General features: G+C 46.9%; 23 protein-coding genes. 20 read left to right on the top strand and 3 right to left on the bottom strand.

The window, feature by feature from the left end:
• The first annotated feature begins 80 nt into the window (after positions 1-80).
• From NST47_RS33535 to NST47_RS33515, 5 genes are all read left to right on the top strand, one after another.
• Entirely contained in the window at positions 81-1034 is a 954-nt protein-coding gene (locus NST47_RS33535) for a carbohydrate ABC transporter permease (RefSeq protein ID WP_341158991.1), read from the top strand.
• Positions 1031-1873 (top strand): carbohydrate ABC transporter permease, encoded by an 843-nt coding sequence (locus tag NST47_RS33530; RefSeq protein ID WP_341158990.1) that lies wholly within the window; start codon positions 1031-1033, stop codon positions 1871-1873. The genes NST47_RS33535 and NST47_RS33530 overlap by 4 nt, the downstream gene beginning before the upstream one ends.
• 84 nt (positions 1874-1957) lie before the next feature.
• The gene (locus NST47_RS33525) at positions 1958-3277 is read left to right on the top strand and encodes an ABC transporter substrate-binding protein (RefSeq protein ID WP_341158989.1); all 1320 of its coding nucleotides are present in this window, start codon (positions 1958-1960) and stop codon (positions 3275-3277) included.
• A gap of 9 nt (positions 3278-3286) precedes the next feature.
• Positions 3287-3649, top strand: coding sequence for a hypothetical protein (locus NST47_RS33520; RefSeq protein WP_341158988.1), 363 nt, complete (start codon positions 3287-3289; stop codon positions 3647-3649).
• A gap of 113 nt (positions 3650-3762) precedes the next feature.
• A complete protein-coding gene (locus NST47_RS33515; protein ID WP_076229902.1) occupies positions 3763-4146 on the top strand; it encodes an ATPase in 384 nt (127 codons plus the stop codon).
• Between the two features lie 121 nt (positions 4147-4267).
• On the opposite strand, the gene NST47_RS33510 is transcribed toward NST47_RS33515, so the two are convergent.
• Positions 4268-5335 carry an EAL domain-containing protein gene (locus NST47_RS33510; RefSeq protein ID WP_341158987.1) on the bottom strand — a complete coding sequence of 356 codons (1068 nt, stop codon included), beginning with the start codon at positions 5333-5335 and terminating at the stop codon, positions 4268-4270.
• A 456-nt stretch (positions 5336-5791) separates the two neighbouring features.
• Between NST47_RS33510 and NST47_RS33505 the strand changes: the two genes are divergently transcribed.
• From NST47_RS33505 to NST47_RS33460, 10 genes are all read left to right on the top strand, one after another.
• Positions 5792-7411, top strand: coding sequence for an OPT/YSL family transporter (locus NST47_RS33505; RefSeq protein WP_341158986.1), 1620 nt, complete (start codon positions 5792-5794; stop codon positions 7409-7411).
• A 9-nt stretch (positions 7412-7420) separates the two neighbouring features.
• Positions 7421-8482 carry a DUF917 domain-containing protein gene (locus NST47_RS33500; RefSeq protein WP_341158985.1) on the top strand — a complete coding sequence of 354 codons (1062 nt, stop codon included), beginning with the start codon at positions 7421-7423 and terminating at the stop codon, positions 8480-8482.
• Positions 8483-8500: 18 nt separating this feature from the next.
• On the top strand, positions 8501-9460 hold the full coding sequence (locus tag NST47_RS33495; protein WP_341158984.1) for an aminopeptidase: 960 nt from the start codon (positions 8501-8503) through the stop codon (positions 9458-9460).
• A 61-nt stretch (positions 9461-9521) separates the two neighbouring features.
• A complete protein-coding gene (locus NST47_RS33490) occupies positions 9522-10415 on the top strand; it encodes a LysR family transcriptional regulator (RefSeq protein WP_076229905.1) in 894 nt (297 codons plus the stop codon).
• A 110-nt stretch (positions 10416-10525) separates the two neighbouring features.
• Complete coding sequence (locus NST47_RS33485) at positions 10526-11701, top strand: aminotransferase-like domain-containing protein (protein WP_341158983.1); 1176 nt, start codon at positions 10526-10528, stop codon at positions 11699-11701.
• A gap of 15 nt (positions 11702-11716) precedes the next feature.
• The gene (locus tag NST47_RS33480; protein WP_341158982.1) at positions 11717-12454 is read left to right on the top strand and encodes a 2OG-Fe dioxygenase family protein; all 738 of its coding nucleotides are present in this window, start codon (positions 11717-11719) and stop codon (positions 12452-12454) included.
• Between the two features lie 31 nt (positions 12455-12485).
• A complete protein-coding gene (locus tag NST47_RS33475; protein ID WP_341158981.1) occupies positions 12486-12896 on the top strand; it encodes a hypothetical protein in 411 nt (136 codons plus the stop codon).
• A 36-nt stretch (positions 12897-12932) separates the two neighbouring features.
• On the top strand, positions 12933-13994 hold the full coding sequence (gene dmpG, locus NST47_RS33470; protein ID WP_341158980.1) for a 4-hydroxy-2-oxovalerate aldolase: 1062 nt from the start codon (positions 12933-12935) through the stop codon (positions 13992-13994).
• Between the two features lie 205 nt (positions 13995-14199).
• A complete protein-coding gene (locus NST47_RS33465) occupies positions 14200-15753 on the top strand; it encodes a PucR family transcriptional regulator (protein ID WP_341158979.1) in 1554 nt (517 codons plus the stop codon).
• 191 nt (positions 15754-15944) lie between these two features.
• Positions 15945-16427, top strand: a complete 483-nt coding sequence (locus tag NST47_RS33460; RefSeq protein WP_341158978.1) for a DUF2798 domain-containing protein — start codon at positions 15945-15947, stop codon at positions 16425-16427.
• 102 nt (positions 16428-16529) lie between these two features.
• On the opposite strand, the gene NST47_RS33455 is transcribed toward NST47_RS33460, so the two are convergent.
• A complete protein-coding gene (locus tag NST47_RS33455; protein WP_240415068.1) occupies positions 16530-16649 on the bottom strand; it encodes a DUF6254 family protein in 120 nt (39 codons plus the stop codon).
• Between the two features lie 449 nt (positions 16650-17098).
• Between NST47_RS33455 and gatC the strand changes: the two genes are divergently transcribed.
• The 5 genes from gatC to NST47_RS33430 all read left to right on the top strand — a co-directional run bounded on the left by gatC (position 17099) and on the right by NST47_RS33430 (position 21930).
• Positions 17099-17386, top strand: coding sequence for an Asp-tRNA(Asn)/Glu-tRNA(Gln) amidotransferase subunit GatC (gene gatC / locus NST47_RS33450; protein WP_262687009.1), 288 nt, complete (start codon positions 17099-17101; stop codon positions 17384-17386).
• A gap of 33 nt (positions 17387-17419) precedes the next feature.
• Positions 17420-18877: an Asp-tRNA(Asn)/Glu-tRNA(Gln) amidotransferase subunit GatA gene (gene gatA / locus NST47_RS33445; RefSeq protein WP_341158977.1), complete on the top strand. Its 1458-nt coding sequence runs from the start codon at positions 17420-17422 to the stop codon at positions 18875-18877.
• 30 nt (positions 18878-18907) lie between these two features.
• Positions 18908-20359 (top strand): Asp-tRNA(Asn)/Glu-tRNA(Gln) amidotransferase subunit GatB, encoded by a 1452-nt coding sequence (gatB, locus tag NST47_RS33440; RefSeq protein ID WP_240415071.1) that lies wholly within the window; start codon positions 18908-18910, stop codon positions 20357-20359.
• 141 nt (positions 20360-20500) lie between these two features.
• On the top strand, positions 20501-21484 hold the full coding sequence (locus NST47_RS33435) for a Gfo/Idh/MocA family protein (RefSeq protein ID WP_341159807.1): 984 nt from the start codon (positions 20501-20503) through the stop codon (positions 21482-21484).
• A gap of 29 nt (positions 21485-21513) precedes the next feature.
• Positions 21514-21930: an NUDIX domain-containing protein gene (locus NST47_RS33430; RefSeq protein ID WP_341158976.1), complete on the top strand. Its 417-nt coding sequence runs from the start codon at positions 21514-21516 to the stop codon at positions 21928-21930.
• A 77-nt stretch (positions 21931-22007) separates the two neighbouring features.
• Here NST47_RS33430 and hxlB read toward each other — a convergent pair whose 3' ends face one another.
• Positions 22008-22574, bottom strand: a complete 567-nt coding sequence (hxlB, locus tag NST47_RS33425) for a 6-phospho-3-hexuloisomerase (RefSeq protein WP_341158975.1) — start codon at positions 22572-22574, stop codon at positions 22008-22010.
• Positions 22575-22576 lie beyond the last annotated feature (2 nt).

Below are 22576 nucleotides of genomic sequence, written 5' to 3'. Positions count from 1 at the left end.
GAAATAGTGATATACCCTTATAGGCGCCCGGGATCGAAAATTTTATAATAAGAAAAACACAACAAACGAGGTGGGCGGACATGAAAGAAAGCGCAGCAACATCACTATCAGATCCATTGATCAAGCGACATCGACCCACAATCAAGCGGTGGGAATCACCGATTGCCGGATATTTGTTTATATCTCCATGGCTGTTGGGCTTTCTTGGCCTAACTTTATACCCCATGCTGCAATCGCTTTATTATTCATTCACCGACTTTTCGCTGCTGGAGGAGCCATCATGGGTAGGGCTCGGGAATTACAACAGAATAATAACATCCGATGAACGATTTATACAAGCTGTGAAGGTGACTTTCATTTACGTAGCGGCTTCTGTTCCTTTGCGACTGGTAGCGGCACTGATGGTCGCCATTTTGTTAGCCAAAAACATCAGAGGGATGTCGGCTTACCGTACGGCGATTTATTTTCCATCGTTGATCGGGGGCAGTATTGCAGTAGCGATTCTCTGGAAGAACATCTTTGGCAAGGAAGGCTTTGTGAACAACATTCTAGCCCACTTTGGCATTGAAGGGACAGGCTGGGTAACGAATCCCGATACGGCCTTGTGGACTTTAGTGCTGCTGGTAGGCTGGCAGTTCGGTTCGGCCATGGTTATTTTTTTGGCGGGGCTTAAGCAGATCCCCAATGATTTGTATGAAGCCTCCTCGGTTGACGGAGCGGGCAAAGCGACGCAGTTTTTCCGAATTACACTGCCGATGCTCTCGCCAACGATTTATTTTAATTCGATCATGGGTATTATCGGAGCCTTTCAAATGTTCACCCCGGCTATGATCATCACCAACGGCGGACCGGCCAATTCAACTTATGTCTATTCGCTTTATTTGTATGAACGTGCGTTCAGTCGTCTTCAAATGGGTTATGCCTCGGGGCTTGCGTGGATTATGCTTTTGATCATTGTGGCCTCCACGGCTGTTATTTTTCTAACATCGAAATATTGGGTTTTCTATGAATCTGAAGGAGGAAAGAGCAAATGAATAGTAGACGGAATCTCCTGTTCAGACATCTGGGACTTGCCGTGCTCAGCCTGCTGATGATTTACCCCGTGTTTTGGTGGGTGGGTGCTTCTCTGAAATCGAATCAGGAAATGAGCCTGCCGAATCTATTTCCGACGAACCCCATGTGGGTCAATTTTAGTAATGGCTGGCACGCTATCCCCGGTCATTCCTTTACGGATTTTTACTGGAACAATGCACAGCTGGAGCTTGGGATTCTCATCACGACCGTTATTTCCTGCAGTCTGGTTGCATTTGGTTTTGCCCGGTTGGACTTTCCGCTGCGGAACTTTTGGTTCTCGATCCTGATGCTTACGCTGATGCTGCCAGGACAGGTAACGATTATTCCCCAATATGCGTTGTTTCACAGCTTTGGCTGGGTCAATACATATTTGCCGTTTATCGTACCGCATGCACTGGCCGGTGGCTCTGGAGGCGCGTTCTTCGTATTTTTGCTGGTGCAATTTATTAGAGGCATTCCGAAGGAATTGGATGAATCGGCCAAAATGGACGGCTGCAGCTGGTTCGGGGTTTACTGGAGAATTATCATCCCGTTAACGAAGCCGGCGCTCGTGACCGTATTAATCTACTGTTTTTTATGGAATTGGGATGATTTTTTTGGTCATATGCTTTATATTAACTCGGTTGATAAATATACAGTTGGTTTGGCGCTTCGGATGTTCAATGACTCACAGTCGGCTCAGGAGTGGGGTCAGCTGCTGGCAATGGGTCTGGTGTCGGTGATTCCTTCCGTCATTATTTTCTTCCTTGCCCAAAAGCATTTTGTTGAAGGTATTGCGACCACCGGTATTAAGGGTTAAAGCTTTCACGGGCTTTGATCTTCAATAGATGATAAATAAGGTAAGCTATTAACATTAAAGGGGACATGAAGCAGGATGATGAAAATGAGAAAAAAAGTAATCTTTTCAGTTGTATCCACCGTGATGGGATTATCCATGGTTGGCTGTTCAGCAGCCGGAACACAAACAGCCAAAGTACCGGATGGTAATTCGACTGCAGCGCCAACCATAGAAAGCAAGCCCGCCGCAAGCAGCAAGCCGATCAAGCTCCGGATCAATTGGTGGGGTTCCCAGCCGAGACATGATGCCACCATCAAAATTCTTGATTTGTATACGAAGAAAAATCCGAACGTCACCTTTGAACCGGAATATTCCGGCTTTGACGGCTATATCGACAAGCTGACTACACAGGCAGCAGCCAAAAATGCACCTGATATTATCCAGATGGACGCAGCGTGGCTAGCGGACTGGAATGCCAGAAATCAATTAGCCGATTTAAGCAGCGTCAACGTCAAGGACATTGATCCGAAGCTGGTAGAAGCCGGTAAATATAAGGATAAATCAACAGCTATTCCGCTCGGTAATAATGCCTGGGGCATGATTTATGATAAAGGCTCTCTGGAAAAGCTCGGCTTTCAGCTGAAGGACGGAATTACCTGGGATGAGTATTTCAAGCTTGCCAGAGATATTAAAGCGAAGCTGGGCAAGGATCAATATGTGATGCAGGATGCGACAACGAACCGTGAAGCCTATACGTCCTATCAATTAAGCAAAGGTAAAGGACAGCCGGTAACGCCGGAAGGCAAGTTCAACTTTGATAAGGATACATGGCTGGAATGGGTGAAGACATTCAGCGATTTTAGAAAAGAAGGCATTGTGCCTCCCCCGGATGTTGCAGTTGGCGACAAGGAGCTGGATCCGAAGCTGGACCTGATGCTGAATGGCAAAATCATTTTCAGAAACGCGCATGCGGCACAAGCCTCTTCATGGGAGGGCCTGAAGCCTGGAAGCATCGGAGTATCGGCCATGCCTAAGGACAAGCAGGGCGGTGGATGGCTGAAGGCGACCTTCTTCTTCAGTGTAAGTCAGGATTCACAGAATAAGGCCGAAGCAGCTAAATTTATCGATTGGTTCGTGAATGATCCTGAGGTTGGAGAAATTTCCGGAACGACTCGCGGCGTACCGGTTTCCAATAAAATCGTCGCTCAATTAGCGCCTAAATTCACAGCCGCCGATAAATTGACTGTGGATATGATTGCCAAGTCCATTGCTGGGGCTCAACAATTTAACCCGGGTGCCAAGGGCTGGAACAACTTTGATACCAAAGAATACAAATCGATTACCGAGGCGCTGATGTTTGATAAAACAACACCGGATAAAGCTTTCGATGAACTGAAAAAGAAGGCATCCGAATACGAAAAATAAATGATCGTTATGGGTTTGATGCAGCTGAGGTTATCCGAGAGTCGAGCAGACTTGATGGATAACCTCTTCCTGTCATGCGGCAGGGTGTACCGGGATAGAACTTGTGGATTCGACTCTTTTTACTATAAAAAGCGCAGTTGGCTGCCATTTTGGAAACGAAGTATCGTTGCTTTTTGTCTATCATTGCTTAACCCTATAAAAGATGCTAGAATAAAAACAATTATTACAAACTACCTAAAAGTGCGAGTTCAAAAAGTCGATATTTCAGCACCGAGAAGGTTGCAAGAAGGTAAAGAAGGAGGAGCGGAATTTAGGCGAAAACTAAATGAGCACCGCACTTCGAGCCTGAATGCAAGATTCGATGTCGAATAAGCTTCCTGTATAACTTCGTGATCAAGTCGATCTCTATCATTATTTTGCTAATAGGCATACATTTGTATAGAATACTAAGCAAGAGACGCGTCAATCTTGGGGAGGAATGGCATATGTTGCGTTTGGGACAAAGAGTAATTATCGTGGCAGACACTTTTGAGCAAAACTTGCCTGTTAGTGAATATGGTTATATCATGGCTATCGATCGGAACGCTGATAATGTTTTTGATTATGTAGTGCGGGTTCCCAAAATAAATAAGCATTTTTTTGTAACAGCTGCGGATATTGAGCTGGAGGAAATTTTGATTCAGCTGGAAGCGGACCGACTGCAGCGTGAGTCGCTGATCGATTTTGCACTGGCTACCAAGAACGAAGAATTATTCCGTCGAATTATGAACGGGGAAGATCAGGAAGAGGCTGATACGATGAAGCCGAGCTCCGAGGTTCAATCCCAGGCTGATTTTATTAAACAAGTGAATTTAAAGGCTTGGATTTAAATCACAAGCCTTCGTATAGTATTGTACACTGCCTTCATTTCCGAACGAGTTATCGTCGGAGGAAGGCTTTTTCGCATATATAGATATACCTGCCTTACCTCTTCCATATAGCTTGGATTTCCTATAGCTCGACAAAAGCTTTATTCAAGGGAGCTGCAGACGGTTTTCCGAGCAGGTAGCCCTGTGCCAGATCAATCCCCAGCGACCTGCAGAAATCCCACTCCTCCTTGCGCTCCATACCCTCAGCCAGTACCGTGGCGCCGAATTGGTGTGAGCAAGACACAATATTGCTGATCGTCTGTTGTTTGTGTTCATCCGTATCGCACATGTCAACGAGACCCCGATCAATTTTGACAAAATCCGGCATCAGCTCAGGCAACACCTCAAGTGTTGCAAAGCCAGATCCTACATCGTCTAAGGCGACCTTCATGCCATGCTCCTGGTAGACGGCAAAGATCTTTTTCAAATGTCCAATATCCTCGATACGTTCGGTTTCAACCACTTCGAAGACAAAGTCCTGTGGGTCCAGATGATTTTTCTCAATAGCTTTAAAAGTATGGCTGAGACAATAATTTGGATTATAGATTGATGATGGCAAAAAGTTAACGAACCGCTTAATCCCCTGTGGTAAATACCGAGCGCTTGTTTCTATTGCAGAGATACGCGCCGCACGATCCAGAAACGAGTGAAGTCCGGTTTGTTGGGCAACGCTAAACAACTCATATGGATTAAAGCGGGCTTGTCCTTCCGCAGATCTTAGCAAAAATTCATAGCCTATCACCTGCCGGGACTGAATATCGACAATCGGCTGCATATGGCTGCTGAACAAACCATCTGTCATCATGCTGACCAAAGAATGATGCTTGATCCGGGCAAAAAAGTGACTCAACGGAAGTGGTTGTGAGGCGGCAATAAAGGAATCAGAACCCATACCTATATGTATGTCCAGCTGTTCGGTTTCCGTGAGCCTGTCATTCACCCGTTTCAACCCCTCTAACAGTAATTCCCTTGATGCGTACACTGTAGATAGGATGTGTCGGTCGCCTTCCTTATAAGGCTGCGGCTGTTCTTGCTGTTCCGCCGTAAATGCCTCTATACATTTATCAAGCAGATGAATTTGTGGAGAAATGAATAAAAGCGTCCCGTGATCTTCTATAGGCTTGGCAATGCTGCAGTTAGAGCAATCCATGTTGTGGCCTCCTGACAAAAGTCTGAGTGTATACGTTTTATTATAGTATTCAGTCCAAATAATGAATAGCTTCATCCCTTTGATTATATAAGGTTTGACATGGACCTGCATACGATTTTTTGGACTTACATGACAAGGTTGTTACATAACCCCTATTTGTTGAAAACGCTATTTTGAATGAGAGCAGCATGTTACCTTTGTGTTCGCGCCCAAAAATGCGTTCGTTCATTTGGTACGCTTCCCATAGGAAGGAGAGTCTGCTTTTGTTATAGTTTTGAAGTAAGTTAATGATCGATGTTAGGTATTGTGTGAGATTCATGTAATGTTAAGGGAGCTGCTTTGGGGCTCTAATTTACGGGGATAGGCGGGGGTGAGGAGTGATTTTTCAATGCAGATATACATGTATTCAGATGATTGGCTTATAGGACGGATATTCAACATGGGAGGCAGCTATATATGAATGAAAACAAAAAAAACAAAGATAAACACCCCACGATATTTGAACCCGTTGCCTTGATCATGAACATCTTTTTGGCAATTGTAGGAGCAGTTATCGGTATGCAGCTCATGACCTCGCTCGGGCTGACCCCTAATACCGCAATTATCGGTGCTGTTATTGCCATGCTGATAGGGCGGATTCCTATCCCTGCCTTCTCCATGTTCAAGTCCATCCATCGTCAAAACTTGATGCAAACCTCGATTTCATCGGCAACATTTGGTGCAGCCAACAGCTTGTTGATTCCTATCGGTATTCCGTTTGTCATGGGCAAGCCGGAATTGATCGTGCCGATGCTGATCGGTGCTGCTCTGGCGATGTTTCTCGATGCAACACTGCTGTATAAGCTGTTTAATTCCAAGGTGTTTCCTGCGGCGGGTGCCTGGCCACCGGGTGTAGCGACGGCAGAGGCTATCGTAGCTGCTCAAAAGGGCGGTAAACGGTCGGTGCTCTTAGGCTTGGGGGCTACTGGAGGAATTGTGGGCGCCTACTTTGGTCTCTCCATGTCGGCTTTTGGGGTTGCTTTTATCGGCAATATTTGGGCATTAACCATGTTTGGAAGCGGTCTCTTACTAAGGCAGTATTCGATACCGTTGTTTGCCGTTGATATGAATCTGCTCTATATTCCGCATGGATTTATGATTGGCGGGGGGCTTATGGCATTGGTGCAGACAACGATGATCATTTATAAAGCTAAAAACAAAAAGGGGCAATCCAAGGAGCAGCAAACGGGCGAAGGATCGGAAGCGGCGGATGGGATGAAAAGCGATCAGGAAACGACCCGAACCCTTGGATTTGGCTTCGTGGCTTATCTGGTTATTGCCTTGATTCTGGCTGTAATTGGTGGACTGTTAACACAAATGTCGTTCGGCATGTTTATCTGGTTTCTTTTATTCGCGGCATTGGCTGCCTATCTTCATGAACTGATTGTAGGCATTGCCGCCATGCATTCCGGATGGTTTCCGGCGTTCGCCGTCGCTTTGATTACGCTAATTTTGGGCGTCCTGATGGGGTTCCCTCCCGTTGCACTGGGGCTCTTGGTAGGATTTAGCGCAGCGACGGGTCCTGCATTTGCGGACATGGGCTACGATTTGAAAACAGGCTATATTTTACGGGGTAATGGCAGTGACCCAGAGCTCGAGCTGCGTGGACGCAAACAGCAGTATATTACCGGCATGATAGCCTTTGGTGTCGCTTTGCTGACCGTACTCTTTTTATATAAAGGATTTTTCGCGAGGAACCTGATTCCTCCTGTGGATCTGGTGTACGTCAAAACGATTGAAGCTGGGGCATCTGTAGAAGTGGCGAAGCAGCTCTTTCTGTGGGCGATACCCGGAGCTATTCTGCAAATTATCGGCGGCTCCAAGCGGCAGCTCGGTGTTTTGTTCGCCACAGGCCTCTTAATTCTTAATCCTAATGCAGGATGGGTTGTGTTATCCGGTATTCTGATCCGCATCATTGTACTGAGGGTCAAGGGAAAAGAAGCGGAAGCGCCTCTGGGTATTCTTGCCGCTGGATTTATTGCTGGTGATGCGTTGTATGGCTTCTTCAATTCGATAATCAAATTTGCAAAAAAGTAGGGATAAACGATGGGAAAAATAAGTGTGGATGAGCAAATGATGGAATATGCCGTGTATGGAGGCGCTGTGCTTGGCGGTGGTGGAGGCGGCTGGATCGAGGATGGGCTGCAGCTCGGCAGGCTGGCGTTGGAAGTAGGTCCTCTTCATCTGCTTACTGCCGATGAAATGGATGAGGATGCTACGCTTCTAACCACATCGATTGTTGGTGCACCTGCCGCCAAGGATAAACACGTCAAACCGATTCATTGTCTGCGGGCAATGGAATTGCTGGGTGAATCGTTCAAAAAGCCGATTGATGGGATCATCGTCAATGAGAACGGAGCGAACACGACCGTGAATGGCTGGTTTCAGGCTGCGATCACAGGTCTTCCCATTATTGACTTGGCATGTAACGGCAGGGCTCATCCAACCTCTATTATGGGTGCGATGAACCTGCATGAATTACCTGACTATATTTCTCATCAAGCTGCAGCTGGAGGCAGAGGCAATCAGTATTTGGAGGTCAGTGTATCGGCAACCATTGAACAAACCTCATCATTAATAAGAAGAGTATCCGTGGATGCCGGTGGGCTGGTCGCCGTAGCGCGTAATCCGGTAACAGTCAAGTATGCACGGACCAATGGGGCGCCGGGAGCGATCAGCCAGGCTATAGAGCTGGGTGAGGCACTGCTTACCCACAAGGGAGAGGCAGCAATTGATGCTGTTTGCAGCAAGCTGGGTGGACGCGTTGTTGCTGTAGGCGAGGTTAGTGAGTTTGCAATAACAACGGATCGTGGCTGGGATGTCGGGCATGTGACGATCGGTGATTACGAGCTGACGTTCTGGAATGAATATATGACACTGGAACAGGACGGTCAGCGCTTGGCAACGTTCCCTGATCTTATTATGACTTTGGATGCCCGAACCGCCCATCCGATCGTATCGGCTGCGATTACCAAAGGACAGGCCGTAGCCGTCATTCACGTGCCAAGAGGACAGCTGATTCTAAGCGCGACGATGAGCAATCCCACATTATTACAGCCGATTGAAGACGTGATTGGCAAGTCGATTAATAGTTATATATTCAAATGATGGAAGGGATGATTACGCATGGAATCGATAGGCAGCAAGGAATTGACAGATATCAGTATCCATATATTGACCAACAGCTTGGGCTTAAAGGCAGGTGAAACCTTTCTTGTAGTTGCCGATGAGGCCAAGCAGGAGCTGGGTATGGCACTTTGGTTAGCAGGCAAACAGCTGAAGGCTGAAGCCATGCTCCTTATTATGCGGGATAGAGGGAAATCGGGTGAGGAGCCGCCAGCCGCCGTAAGCGAGGCAATGAAAGGCTCCGAGGTTATTGTTTGTGTGACCGAGCATTCGCTGACACATACGAAGGCGCGCAAGGAAGCGGTAGCACGTGGAGCGCGAATCGCCACGATGCCGGGAATTACACCCGACATGTTTCTGGAGGGCGCAATATCGGCAGACTATGCCCAGGTCAAAGAGCTTTCCGTCAAAGCAGCCGGGCTGCTGGAGAACGGGAGCACGGTACGCATTGAGAAGGGGGGCAAGTCACTCACCTTTTCCATTGCAGGCAGAAAGGGCTATCCGAGCACAGGTGTCTACCTGAACCCGGGAGAATGGGGAAACTTGCCGTCAGGAGAGGCTTATACCGCTCCGGTGGAAGGAACTGCGGAGGGACAGATTGAGGTCGACTGTTCTTTTGCAGGTATCGGCAAGCTGGAGGCTCCGTTGCATCTCACGCTCAAGGAGGGACGTCTGGTCGACGTGGAAGGTCCTGCCTCGGATAAGCTGCTGCACATATTGGGTGACCAGGAAGGGCGTATGCTCGCCGAGTTTGGGATCGGAACCAACAACAAAGCGAGGATTACAGGCGTTGTATTGGAGGATGAGAAGGTATATGGAACGATTCATGTCGCCTTCGGCAGCAACCACACGTTTGGCGGTACCATTGTGGCTGGCGTCCATGTGGATGGAGTCGTGAATGAGCCGGATGTTTATATCGACGGACAGCTGATTATACAAGAGGGCAGGCTGCTCGTGTGAAATGGAGGAATCGTATAGGACTTTATCTATACGGTTCTTTTTGTTTAGAGGAGGCGATGTGATGGATATTCGACAGCTGAGCTATTTTGTAGAAGTGGCCCGACTCAAAAGTTTTACAAAAGCATCGCAAACCTTGTTGGTCTCGCAGCCATCGATCAGCAAGACGATCAAAAACCTTGAAGATGAGCTGGGGGTTCTCGTGCTGAACCGGTCGGAGAAGGAGGTTGAACTCACGGATGCTGGCCACCTTGTGTATGAGCAAGCCTTACACATTATGCAGTCGATGAAGGATTTATCGTTGTCGATCCATGAGCTGGTTCAAGTAAAAAGGGGAAAAGTGGTTATGGGCTTAATGCCTACGGTTGGCGCGCTGCTGTTTCCACAAATCATTGTCGGCTTTAAGAGCCAATATCCGGGAATTGATATTCAAATGGTCGAGTACAGTGCCAAGCATCTGGAGGTACAAGTGAATGATGGACATATCGATTTTGGGGTCACGGTGCTGCCTGTGGATACAGGGCTATATGGTACGTTCTCTTTGTTGAAGGAGGATTTGGTTGCCATTGTTGACAGTCAGCACTGGCTGGCATCGAAGGAGTCCGTCGATTTAAAGGAACTTGAGGAGGAACCGTTTATCCTGTTCTCCAAAGAGTTCGTCCTTTACGATGTTGTCATTCAAGCCTGTTGGCAGGCCGGTTTTGAACCGAGGGTTGTCCATATGTCCTCGATGTGGGATCTGGTTTGTGAAATGGTAGCGAATCAGCAGGGGATTTCGTTGATTCCCAGATCAATGGCGAGTCGCTTAAAGCATTTGCCCATTCATACAGCTGCGATTACCTCCCCTGCTATGGTCTGGGAGCTGGCTCTCATTTACCGCCGTAATCAATATCTTTCCTATGCTTCACGTGAGTTTATAGCCTATATCCAGACACATCTCCCCAATCAGAGCCTATAGTTTGTTTGCATGCATGGGATGCGATATAGGTATTGTACGGATGGAACTGTGCGCCTTTATGATATACATACGGGGGCACAATCTGACAGTACGGGAGGTATCGCAGTGTGATGTTTGCAGAAAGAACTAGGCATTTGAATGGTTCGGATATTCGGGCGATTCTGAAAATGACGGAACAACCGGGCATGATCTCTTTTGCCGGAGGAATGCCTGCTCCCGAATTGTTTCCAATCGAGGAAATCCAGGAAGTATCCCAGCACGTATTGAAGCACCACGGCAAGCAAGCATTACAATATACGATCACGGAGGGCTTCCTGCCGTTAAGAGAGCAGATTGCACAGCGGATGCAGGCGAAGTTCGATAAAGCCTGCTCTCCACAGCAAATTTTGATCACAAGCGGTTCGCAGCAGGGAATCGAGCTATCGGGCAAGCTGTTTCTCGACGAAGGGGATGTGGTGCTGTGCGAAAGTCCCTCTTTTCTCGGTGCCTTTCAAGCTTTTCGCCTCTATAACCCCAGATTTATCGAGGTGCCTACAGATGATCAAGGGATGATAATGGAGGAATTAACGCGTATTCTGGAGACTACGGATCGGGTGAAGCTGCTTTATGTGATCCCGGATTTTCAGAATCCTACGGGTCGGTCGTGGTCACTGGCAAGACGCAAGGAATTAATGGAGATTGTCAGTCATTATGAGATCGTAGTGGTCGAGGATAATCCATATGGCGAATTGATATACGAAGGTGATCCGCTCCCTTCATTAGCTTCGTTGGATCAGAAGGATCAGGTCGTGTTTCTCGGCTCATTTTCCAAAATTCTCTGCCCCGGTTTCAGGGTCGGCTGGGTGTGTGCTTCTCCGCAGTGGCTGGAAAAGTATGTGATGGCCAAGCAAGCTGCGGATACGCATACGTCAACTTTTTGCCAGCAGGTGATCCATTCTTATCTGGAACGATACGATTTGGATCAAAACGTCATTAAAATCAAAGATGTGTATCGAAAACGTAGAAATATCATGCTGGATGTTATGGATCGTGAATTTCCGGAAACGGCTATATTTAGCAAACCCGGAGGCGGATTATTCATCTGGGTAGAGCTTCCGGCATCCGTCAATACGAGAGCGATTCTTGCAAAAAGCTTGGAAAAAGGGATCGCTTTTGTACCTGGAGGCTCCTTTTATCCGAATGGTGGTCATGAGCATGCGATGCGTCTGAATTTTTCCAATATGTCGGAGGACAAAATTATCGAGGGTATCCCTCGTCTGGCAGCCGTTATCCGAACATTCATATAAGGAGCGATATCAACTATGAAATCTTCTGTACCAACCTTACAAACAACACTGGATGTTAAGCAGGTCTCCGCTCACGTTGCACAGCTGGGTTATTTCCCATTAACGAGTGATTTTTTTACACAGGCTGATTTTTTTCAAAAAGATGACGCTGAGCGATTTATCGACAGCTTTCACAATCTGCCAATTGATAAGTATATGAAGGACAATGGAACCTACAGGCTTCGCCGGTTTGCCACTATTGAATACAGCACCAGTGACAGAGCCCTTCATGTTTTCAACGATCGCCCTTATTACCAGCCAACCGAAATCAACAGCTTGAACGGCGGAATCGTAAGACACTTTGATCCTATGGAAGAGAGCATCGTCACGGACAATACATTTTTAAGAGGGCTTCTCCAATGGGCTTTTAACGCAGTAGAACAATTGGAAGGCCCCAGTGATTGGGAAGTGTCCCTTCATCAAATCCGCATATTAGCCAGAATCGACGAGCAGGGAGAACCGGCTCCAGAGGGTGTTCACCGGGATGGTGTGACGTACATTATGATGATGGTCCTGGCACGGGAGAACGTCCTTGGTGGGGAAAGCACGATCTACGATAATGACCGCAATCCGCTGATTAGTACAACGCTGCAGCCGTTTGATTTGATATTTGCCGATGATAACCGGGTCATGCACGGAGTTAGCGCTATTCTGCCTGATGCAGTCGATGGTTATCGGGATGTGTTCGTAGCTGCTTTTACGAAAAAAGGATGATTCTGGCTTCCATGAGAAAGGATGAGCCAACATGCCAATGATGCTCCCGGCTGCTCAAGCTGTTGTGCCCTTCATTTCGACGATCTCGAATCATTATCTAATATTGGAATCCGAGGTGATTTGCGATATTCCCGGTAAAGCTGTAGATGCTGAATGGCGAGCCAGCTTGGATGAATTTCTCAGCAGCATAGAGCATGTGCTCACAGGTCCGGGTGTGGCCATGCAGGCGAAAACGATGGTTTTCCTCAACCCGGAAGAAACAGCCGTGCATCGTTACATCGTGCATCTCCAATTGGTTGGAGCCTTCGAGCCTTCCAAGATTGCTGAGCTGCTGTCCAATACGGCTGCTGAGATTTCCTTGCATACACCGGAGCATAGATTGAAATACGCGCCTTGCTTCACGGATCAGGTCGTGACCTTTGTCATTGAGGCTGGAGTCTAAATCTGACGGAGTCATGTAGAAAGGAGTTAGTCCCATATGGGGAGTAAGCGGATTATACAAATTTTGGATGCGACGCTTAGAGACGGGAGTCATCCACTTCGACACCAATACGATACCGATACGCTTTCGCGTATAGCCTCTTACCTGGAGCGGGCGAATGTTCCTTATCTTGAAGTTTGCCATGGGGATGGTCTAGGCGGTTCCAGTCTGCATTTCGGTAAAAGCAGGCTTACGGATGAGGAGGCTATAAGCTCTGTAAAAGCAGCAGCACAACAGGTGAATATCGCGGCGCTGCTTCTGCCTGGCGTTGGGAGGTTAACGGATCTGGAGCAGGCTGTACAAATGGGAATAAGTACGGTACGTATTGCGACGCTGGCCTCGGAAGCCGATCTGGCGCACCGCTATATCAAAAGAGCGGCAGACCTTGGCATTGAAGCGTTTGGCTTCCTGATGCTGAGCTCGACATGCTCGCCAGAGCAGCTATTGGAGCAGGCACGTATGCTCGAAGCATTCGGAGCGAATGTGATCTATATCGTCGATTCAGCGGGAGCGATGACCATCGACGAGGTTCGGTTCAAGGTAAGTCTACTACGTCATCACTTATCGGTTCGTATCGGATTTCACGGCCACAATAACCTTGGCTTGGCCGTAGGCAATACACTTGTCGCTGTCGAAGAAGGAGCCGATCTGGTGGATGGCTGCCTGGCTGGCTTTGGCGCCGGTGCTGGCAATGCCCCTACGGAAGTGCTTGCTGCCGCTCTGCATAAAATGGGTTATGACACAGGCACGAACGCAGGCATCCTTCTACAGGCTGCTGATGATATGATGAAGCAGGTGATGCCGGCTCCCCAATTTATTGAGCGGGGTGCACTTGCTCTCGGCACACTTGGCATCCGAGGCAGCTCCTTGTTTACTTCGCTTCCGCTGCTCGGGAAATATGGTATCGATGTCAGGGATATCCTTAGCCAACTGGTCACAGAAGGAAGCGACGCGCGGTCAATAGAAGCCTTGGCTGACATCTACCTAATTAAACAATCGAACGGGGAACCAGGAGTACGTTCCCGAGAAACGAAGGGGAGCGGGCCTCATTTTCATTAATTTGCAGCTTCTGCTTGCGCAGCGCCTCCTTACTGGCAGCACGTTAGTTCAGCTCATATAGACATTCCTCAAGATTGCCAATCATTTAGCCGTAAAGGCTGATAGCGGCAATCTTTTATTTTTTTGCATATATGTCATACTAAATTGGAGTGGAACTGTGATAAGATCGATAAAACCGAGTTCAGAACGTACATGAGGTGAGAGTATGGAGAATGCTCCGTTTACCGTGCAGGATTTGCTGCAAATGCCATTGTTTCAAGGTGCCAAAATTATCTCTGGACATGAAGGCGTAGCCAATGAAATTTATTATATCGATAGTATGGAGACGCCCGATCTGACCGGATGGCTTCGTCCTAATGAACTGATCCTGACGACAGGGTATTCGTTCCGCCATGATCCGAATATGCTTTGCCTTCTACTAGATGAAATGCATAGGGTTGGCGGTTCGGCGGTAGGGATCAAGATGAGACGCTATATACAGGATATACCTCAGGAAGCGATTTACAAAAGCAACATCTATAAAATACCTTTATTCGATATACCGCTTGAAATCCCTTTTATGGATATGACGCGCTCGATACTGGATCAAATTCTGAAACGCCAAGCCTACATGCTTCGCGAGCTGCAGGAAGTAAATCAGCAGTTTACGAATTTGGTATTAAATCGGCGAACAACGGAGCTCGTTGTCCTGATTGGACAGCTCCTGCATTGTGAAGTGGCTGTATTGAACCAAGAGGAAGAGATTGAAAGCAGTACCGCCAAATTTAAAAAAACGGACATTGCCGAAAAGCATAATATTCGTGTGGGAAGCCGCAATTTTGGATATTTGTCGATCACCCGGAAACTGAGTGAGCAGGATCATTTTGAACAGAGCTGTCTGGATCATGCAGTTACGGTACTGGCGATTGAATTTACCATACGGCAGTCCCAGCAGCTTCAATTGGAACGGGAGCAGGAAGTGTTTCTTGTAGAGCTGCTGTCGGGTCTAAACCACGAGGAAGAGCTGCTGCGCTACCGAGCCAAACGTTTGGCTATTCCTCAAGGGCCCTACATCTATGTTATTGTCATTAAACCTTTTGGTCGGACGACCCTTGATGCGGAACAAATCGGCAGGATCAATAATTGGATGGTACGCGAAATTAACACGCCTCGCAGCATTACACGCAAAGGCGTGGAGGTGAACGGCCGCGTTATGATTCTCTGCAGCTCGGTTCATAAGGATATCGAGAGCCAGCGAAGGGAAACAGAGCAGTATGTACAGGAGCTGCTGAAAAAAGCCATCAGGCTTGAGGAGGATTTAAGCCTCGTATGTGGTGTAGGAGGCATTGTTGAGCGGCTGGTGAATCTTTCTGACAGCAGCCGGGAGGCTCAGAAGGCTTTGGCTATCGGTGAAGGGTCTTTGCCCCATCAGGCGGTTGTTCACATCCATGACGTACTTATTGAGCAGCTGCTGATGGATTCGGCTGATCACCCCGTACTCGCGGTATTGACGCAAACGTTTATCACTCCCTTGGAGGCTTATGATAAAGAATATGGAACGAATCTGTTAGTCACCCTGGAAGCTTTTCTGAGAGAGCGAAATAACACGAAGCGAGTCGCCGAGGAGTTGTCTATTCATCGTAACTCTGTACTTTATCGACTGGAACGGATTAGTGAGATCTTGAAAATCGATATGAATGATGCAGAGGTGCGTTTAAGACTGGATTTGGCCATTCGCTTTTGGAAAATGAAAAATGTGAACAGAACGACTATGCTGTGAGATGACCATTAACAGAATCGCGCTTTAACTCGAATAAGAACTGCTCATAAAGCCTCATTCAATATGGATGAGGGTTTGCTTTGGATTCCAATGAGTTGGCCTATTAATGTACATTCACGAAATGTTCACTTACGAAAAAAAATTTCAGTAGATATACTAAAACCATCTCAGAAATGAAAGGATGTTTCAATTTGCCTAGTAACAAAAAAGAAGAAATAATCTTTGGATTGATGATGGTATTCGGTATGGTAAGTATTATGTTTGCCTATAATATCACTCTTGAGGGTCTATGGAGGGAAATGACATTTCTAAAAGGCTTTAGCCTATATGCCTTAACATTTATTATCGCATTTATTATAGAAGCATTTGTTGTTGGGACTATTGCTCGAAAAATTGCGTTCAAGCTGCCTTATAATAAATCGAAGAAAATCTATAATATAATTGCCATTTCAACTTGTATGGTAGTCGGTATGGTTTCAGTTATGTCGGTTTATGGATTAATATCAAAAATATTTACGAGTGGTATTGAAGGCTCACTGCTTAGCAATTATGCTAATCTTTTACTATTAAACTTTGTAGTAGCTTATCCAGCACAATTACTAATTGTAGGTCCAGTGGCACGCTATATTTTAACGAACTTTGTGAAGCCATCCAATCAAGCCGTTCAATTATGATTAGAACACTTTGGGAATATATGTATCGAAGAGTTTTTATTTTTTGAATATAGGGATAAAGCGACCCCGCATAGCCTTGAAAGGTATGTGAGGTCGACTTTATTATTTTCCCGCATCATATTCGTTGGAGTGTTCCTCCAGCGATTTAATTTTTCCATGGGGATTTTGTGCTTGCTTACGAATTTTCCATTGATTTTCCTTACGGCTTTTCGATTGGCTCATCGCAATAAACACTCCTTTGGAATGCGGATAGGGTGTTGCTCAGTTAACTTGTGATTTTATTAAATATTATATACTCAATTAAGAAGAACGAATAAAAAGGAATCGCAATAGCCATAATACATTCAACGGTGATAAGAGAGGTGTGGTTCCGTTGGGCTATCTAACGAAACATTCCAGGGAAGTTGTAAGAATCTAAAGTGAAGCGAGGGGATGTGCCGCAGAGACGTTATTGTAGTACCCATACTGCATATTGTTGATGTTGGTAAGACCTAAGGTTCAAAAGGATTCATGGCAGTAGTACCAAATCAAATTCACCGTTGAAAAGGACTCCGCGAGGGGTCTTTTTTCTTTTCGTTACTATGTCAAAACAATTGAGTTCAATTTCCATCTAGTCTATAATGATAAAAACGCAATACCCATGTCATCCATAACGAAACGGGGGCCATTCAGTGAGCATTACAATCAAAGACGTTGAGCACGTAGCCAAATTGGCCAGACTTGAGCTCAGTGAGCAAGAAAAACAAACGTTCACCGAACAGATGAACGCGATCTTAAAATACGCGGAGCAATTAAATGAACTTAATACCGATAACGTCGAACCAACGAGTCATCCGGTGCCGCTCGTTAATGTGATGCGCGAAGACGTGTCCACACCATCCTTGCCGATAGACAAAGTGCTGTTGAACGCGCCGGATGAAGAAGAAGGTCAAATCAAAGTGCCTGCAGTATTGGAGTAATATGAATAGATTATTGAAAGGGAGGACGCGGTTTTGTCTTTATTCGATCTTAAGTTACAAGAGATACATACCCAATTGAAAGCCAAACAAATCACCGTTTCCGATCTTGTGAACGAATCCTATACAAGGATTGGACAAGTTGACGGTAAAGTAAAAGCTTTTTTGAAATTGGATGAGGAGAATGCGCGTACGACTGCAGCTACATTGGACGAGCAGCTGGACAAGAGTGAAAGTCGAGGGCTGCTGTTCGGCTTGCCGATCGGGATTAAGGATAATATTGTCACAGAAGGCGTTACAACGACTTGTGCGAGCCAGTTTCTGCGTAACTTTAACCCGGTCTACGATGCAACTGTAGTATCGAAGCTGAAGGATGCGCAGGCTGTTTCCATTGGTAAGCTCAATATGGATGAATTTGCGATGGGCGGCTCCAATGAGAATTCGAGCTTCCAGATCACCTACAATCCATGGAATACGGAATATGTGCCAGGTGGTTCAAGCGGCGGTTCGGCTGCGGCTGTGGCTGCAGGAGAGGTTTACTTTTCCTTGGGCTCCGATACGGGAGGATCAATTCGCCAACCGGCTGCTTATTGCGGTATTGTCGGCTTAAAACCTACATATGGCCTCGTGTCCCGCTTCGGTCTGGTAGCCTTTGCTTCATCGTTGGATCAGATCGGTCCCTTGACCAAAAACGTGGAAGACAGTGCCTACTTGCTGCAAACGATCGCGGGTCATGACCCGAAGGATTCGACTTCTGCAAACGTGGATATTCCTGACTATATTAGCGCCCTGAGCGGTGACGTAAAAGGCTTAAGAATCGCGCTTCCGAAGGAATATATGGGTGAAGGTATCGATCCGGCTGTCCGTGAATCCGTGCTGTCCGCGCTTAAAGTGCTGGAGAGTCTTGGTGCCGTGGTCGAGGAAGTATCCTTACCGCATTCTGAATATGCAGTGGCTACCTATTATTTACTGGCGTCCTCGGAAGCATCCTCTAACCTGGCCCGTTTCGACGGTGTTCGTTATGGCGTTCGTGCCGACAATCCGAAGAATTTGCTGGACCTGTATCACAGATCACGGAGCGAAGGTTTTGGACCGGAAGTAAAACGCCGCATTATGCTTGGCACCTATGCACTCAGCTCGGGTTATTATGATGCCTATTATTTGAAGGCTCAAAAGGTGCGTACTTTGATCAAGCAGGATTTTGATAACGTGTTTGAGAACTATGATGTCGTAATCGGGCCTACTGCGCCTACTACCGCCTTTAAGGTGGGTTCTCAGGTGAATGATCCGTTAACGATGTACTTAAACGATATTTTAACGATTCCAGTGAATCTTGCTGGCGTTCCGGCTATCAGTGTTCCTTGCGGATTTGCTGACGGCCTGCCTATCGGCTTGCAAATTATCGGTAAAGCATTGAGCGAAGCGACGATTTTACGGGTAGCTCATACTTTTGAACAACATACAGACTTCCATAAGCAGCGCCCCCAGCTGTAACACCTTAGGATGAAAGGAGAATACACCTGCATGTCAGCAACAGAAACGAAATACGAAACGGTCATTGGGCTGGAAGTTCATGTCGAGCTTCATACGAAGTCCAAAATCTTTTGCGGATGCTCCACCGCCTTTGGAGCACCACCGAACACGCATACTTGTCCCGTTTGTTTGGGCTACCCGGGCGTTTTGCCGGTGCTCAACAAGCAAGCCGTTGAATATGCAATGAAAGCGGCAATGGCGCTCAACTGCGAGATTGCTACAGATAGCAAATTTGACCGTAAAAACTATTTTTACCCGGATTCCCCAAAAGCCTACCAAATTTCCCAATACGATAAACCGATTGGTGAGCACGGCTGGATTGATATTGAAGTCAATGGTCAGACGAAACGGATCGGTGTGACCCGTGTTCATCTTGAAGAAGATGCAGGCAAGCTGACTCACGTAGATGGCGGTTACACGACCCTTGCGGATTTTAATCGTGTGGGTACTCCATTGATTGAAATTGTATCAGAACCAGATCTGCGTTCGCCAGAGGAAGCTCGTGCTTACTTGGAGAAGCTGAAGGCGATTATGCAGTATTGTGACGTGTCCGATGTGAAGATGGAGGAAGGCTCGCTGCGATGCGATGCCAACGTCAGTATTCGTCCTTACGATCAGGCTGAATTCGGTACTCGTGCTGAGTTGAAGAACATGAACTCGTTCCGTGGGGTGCAGAAGGGCTTGGAGTATGAGGAATGGCGGCAGGCTGAAGTATTGAACAGCGGCGCCAAGGTCATTCAGGAAACACGCCGCTGGGATGACGCCCAAGGCAAGACGATCATGATGCGCAGCAAGGAAGAGGCTCACGACTACCGCTACTTCCCGGACCCAGACCTGGTGCGTTTATATATTGATGATGCCTGGAAGGCTCGAATCCGCGCTTCAATTCCGGAACTGCCGGATGCACGGCAAGCCCGTTATGTTAGTGAGTACAGTTTGCCGAGCTACGATGCGCAGGTCATTACCTCCTCGATCAAGCTGGCCGATTTCTTTGAAGAAAGCTTGAAGTACACAAAAGACGCCAAAGCCGTATCGAACTGGATTATGGGTGATCTGCTTGGCTATTTGAACGCGAATAATCAAGAGCTTGAACAGCTTCCGATTACTGGCCAAGGCTTGGGCGAAATGATTTTATTGCTGGAAAAAGGCACGATCAGCAGTAAAATTGCCAAAACCGTCTTCAAGGCGATGCTGGAAACGGGCAAAGCCCCTGCACAAATCGTTGAAGAGCAGGGCCTCGTGCAAATCAGCGACGAAGGTGCGATTAAAGCGGCAGTCGAGCAGGCTATCGCCAATAATCCACAGTCCGTAGCCGATTTCAAGGCAGGTAAGGATAAAGCTGTAGGCTTCCTCGTCGGACAAGTCATGAAGGAAACGAAGGGTAAAGCCAACCCGGGACTCGTGAACAAGCTGATCGTCGAGTGCCTGCAGGCAGCCGAATAAGACTGCTTTATTAAATACGGAAATGGTTCAAGCCTTGATTTCATTTCATGTTCTGTAAGGACCATAGAAGTCCGGAATATGAGAGGGAGTCAAGGCTTTTTAATATGGACGAGCTTCATCAGGAAAGGATGACGAATGGATATGATACGTTTCGGCATAATTGGGACGAACTTTATTACCGAGAGATTCATCGCTGCGGCACGTGAGTGTGAAGATTTCGCCTTAACCGCTGTATTTTCTCGTACATGGCAGCAGGCACAGGATTTTGCAGCCAAGCATCATATACCTCATCTATTTACCGATTTGGAGAGTATGGCGAATAGTGAGGAGATCGATGCGGTATATATCGCGAGTCCGAATTCTTTTCACGCCAGCCAGGCGATTTTCTTGATGGAGCATGGCAAGCACATTTTATGTGAAAAACCGCTTGCTTCCAATAGTAATGAAGTCAGAGCCATGTTTGAGGCTGCACGTAAACATCATGTTTTGTTAATGGAGGCACTGCTATCTACCATGCTTCCTAATTTTCAGGCGATCCGTGAGCACTTGCCTGAGCTTGGGCAGATTCGTCGGTATACAGCAAGCTATTGCCAATATTCATCACGTTATGATGCCTATAAGCAGGGAACGATATTGAATGCCTTTAACCCAATATTTTCCAATGGTTCATTGATGGACTTGGGTATTTACTGCCTATATCCGATGGTGGTGCTGTTCGGACAACCGCTACAGGTTCAGGCTAACGGATTGCTGCTCGAATCCGGTGTTGACGGACAAGGCAGTCTTATATTGAAATATCCCGATATGGATGCGGTCATTACCCATTCCAAAATCAGCTCATCCTATGTACCAACTGAAATTCAGGGAGAGAACGGGACGATGGTCATTGATAAAATCAATACACCGGAGAAGGTGGAGATTCGATATCGAGATGGTTCGATACATGACGTGTCGAAGCCGCAGTTTCATGCATTCATGTACTATGAGGTTCAGGAATTTATTAATGTGTTAAACCGCGGTGAACGGGAATCAGCTATTAATTCCAATCAACATTCCATTTGGACAATGGATGTTATGGATGAAGCGAGAAGGCAGATAGGACTCGTATTTCCTGCTGACCGTTAGAATGATCTATAGGTGAAAAGAGGGTGCGAATGACTACAGAACGCTTATGTATACCGCAAGTGGGTGTAGGGGCTGTAATCCGCAACGAGCAGGATGAGATTCTGCTTGTACTGCGGAATCGTGAGCCTGAAAAAGGTACTTGGAGTATTCCAGGCGGTAAATTGGATCTTTATGAATCGCTAGAGAGTTGTGTAATCCGTGAGATTAAGGAAGAGGTAAATCTGGATGTTGAAGTGATGGGTCTTCTATGCATGGCGGAAACCATACGGCCAGAACGAAATGAGCATTGGATATCGGTGATCTATGAAGTGAAAATTTGTGGTGGAGCATTACGCAACATGGAGCCGGACGGTGCTGTCGGAGATGTGCAGTGGTTTGCGTTAGATCGGCTGCCTGTCGAGATAGCCTGCTTTACAGTCCCCGCAATAGAGCGTTTAACCAAGTAATCATTCTGTCCTCTCAACCTGAAAAAGCAATCAACCGGTCGTTGGCCAGTGATTGCTTTTTTTTAATTTCTACATCACTATTCCAGATTGGCATGATTGCCATACATCGAGCTGGAATCGAGTCCTTGCTTCTGCATCAAGCTTAATATAGTAGCATCTAAGAAAATAAGAAGTGTCTGCTCGAACAGGGAACCCATGGGTTGAATCGTGTGGTAGCTGCTTTCCGATTGATCCTTGGGTGAGCCAGGCAAGCTAATCCTGATGTCGGCTAACCGTCCAATAGTAGATTCGGGGTATATTGTAACTATGGCAAGCTTGGCTTCCAGCTCTTTGGCTTTCTTTGCCATCGACAAGAGGCTTTTGGTCTCACCGGACCCGGAGGCAATAAGGAGCAAATCCTCTTTACCAAGTCCTGGTGTTACCGTTTCACCTACAACATGGATATCCAGTCCAAGGTGCATCAATCGCATAGCAAACGCTTTGACCATTAAGCCAGATCTCCCTGCGCCCGCCACAAAAATTTTACGGGATTGAATAATAGCTGCTACCAATGCTTCACTGCCAGTGCTGCTCGTGCCAAGCATTAGCTTTGCCGAACGCTGCAGCTCGCCCATGATTTCTAAGGTATATTCAGTCACATTCATCG

This window comes from Paenibacillus sp. FSL H8-0034 (assembly GCF_038000305.1).
Taxonomy (GTDB): Bacteria; Bacillota; Bacilli; order Paenibacillales; family NBRC-103111; genus Paenibacillus_S.
This window is presented reverse-complemented; position numbering and strand designations above follow the sequence as displayed.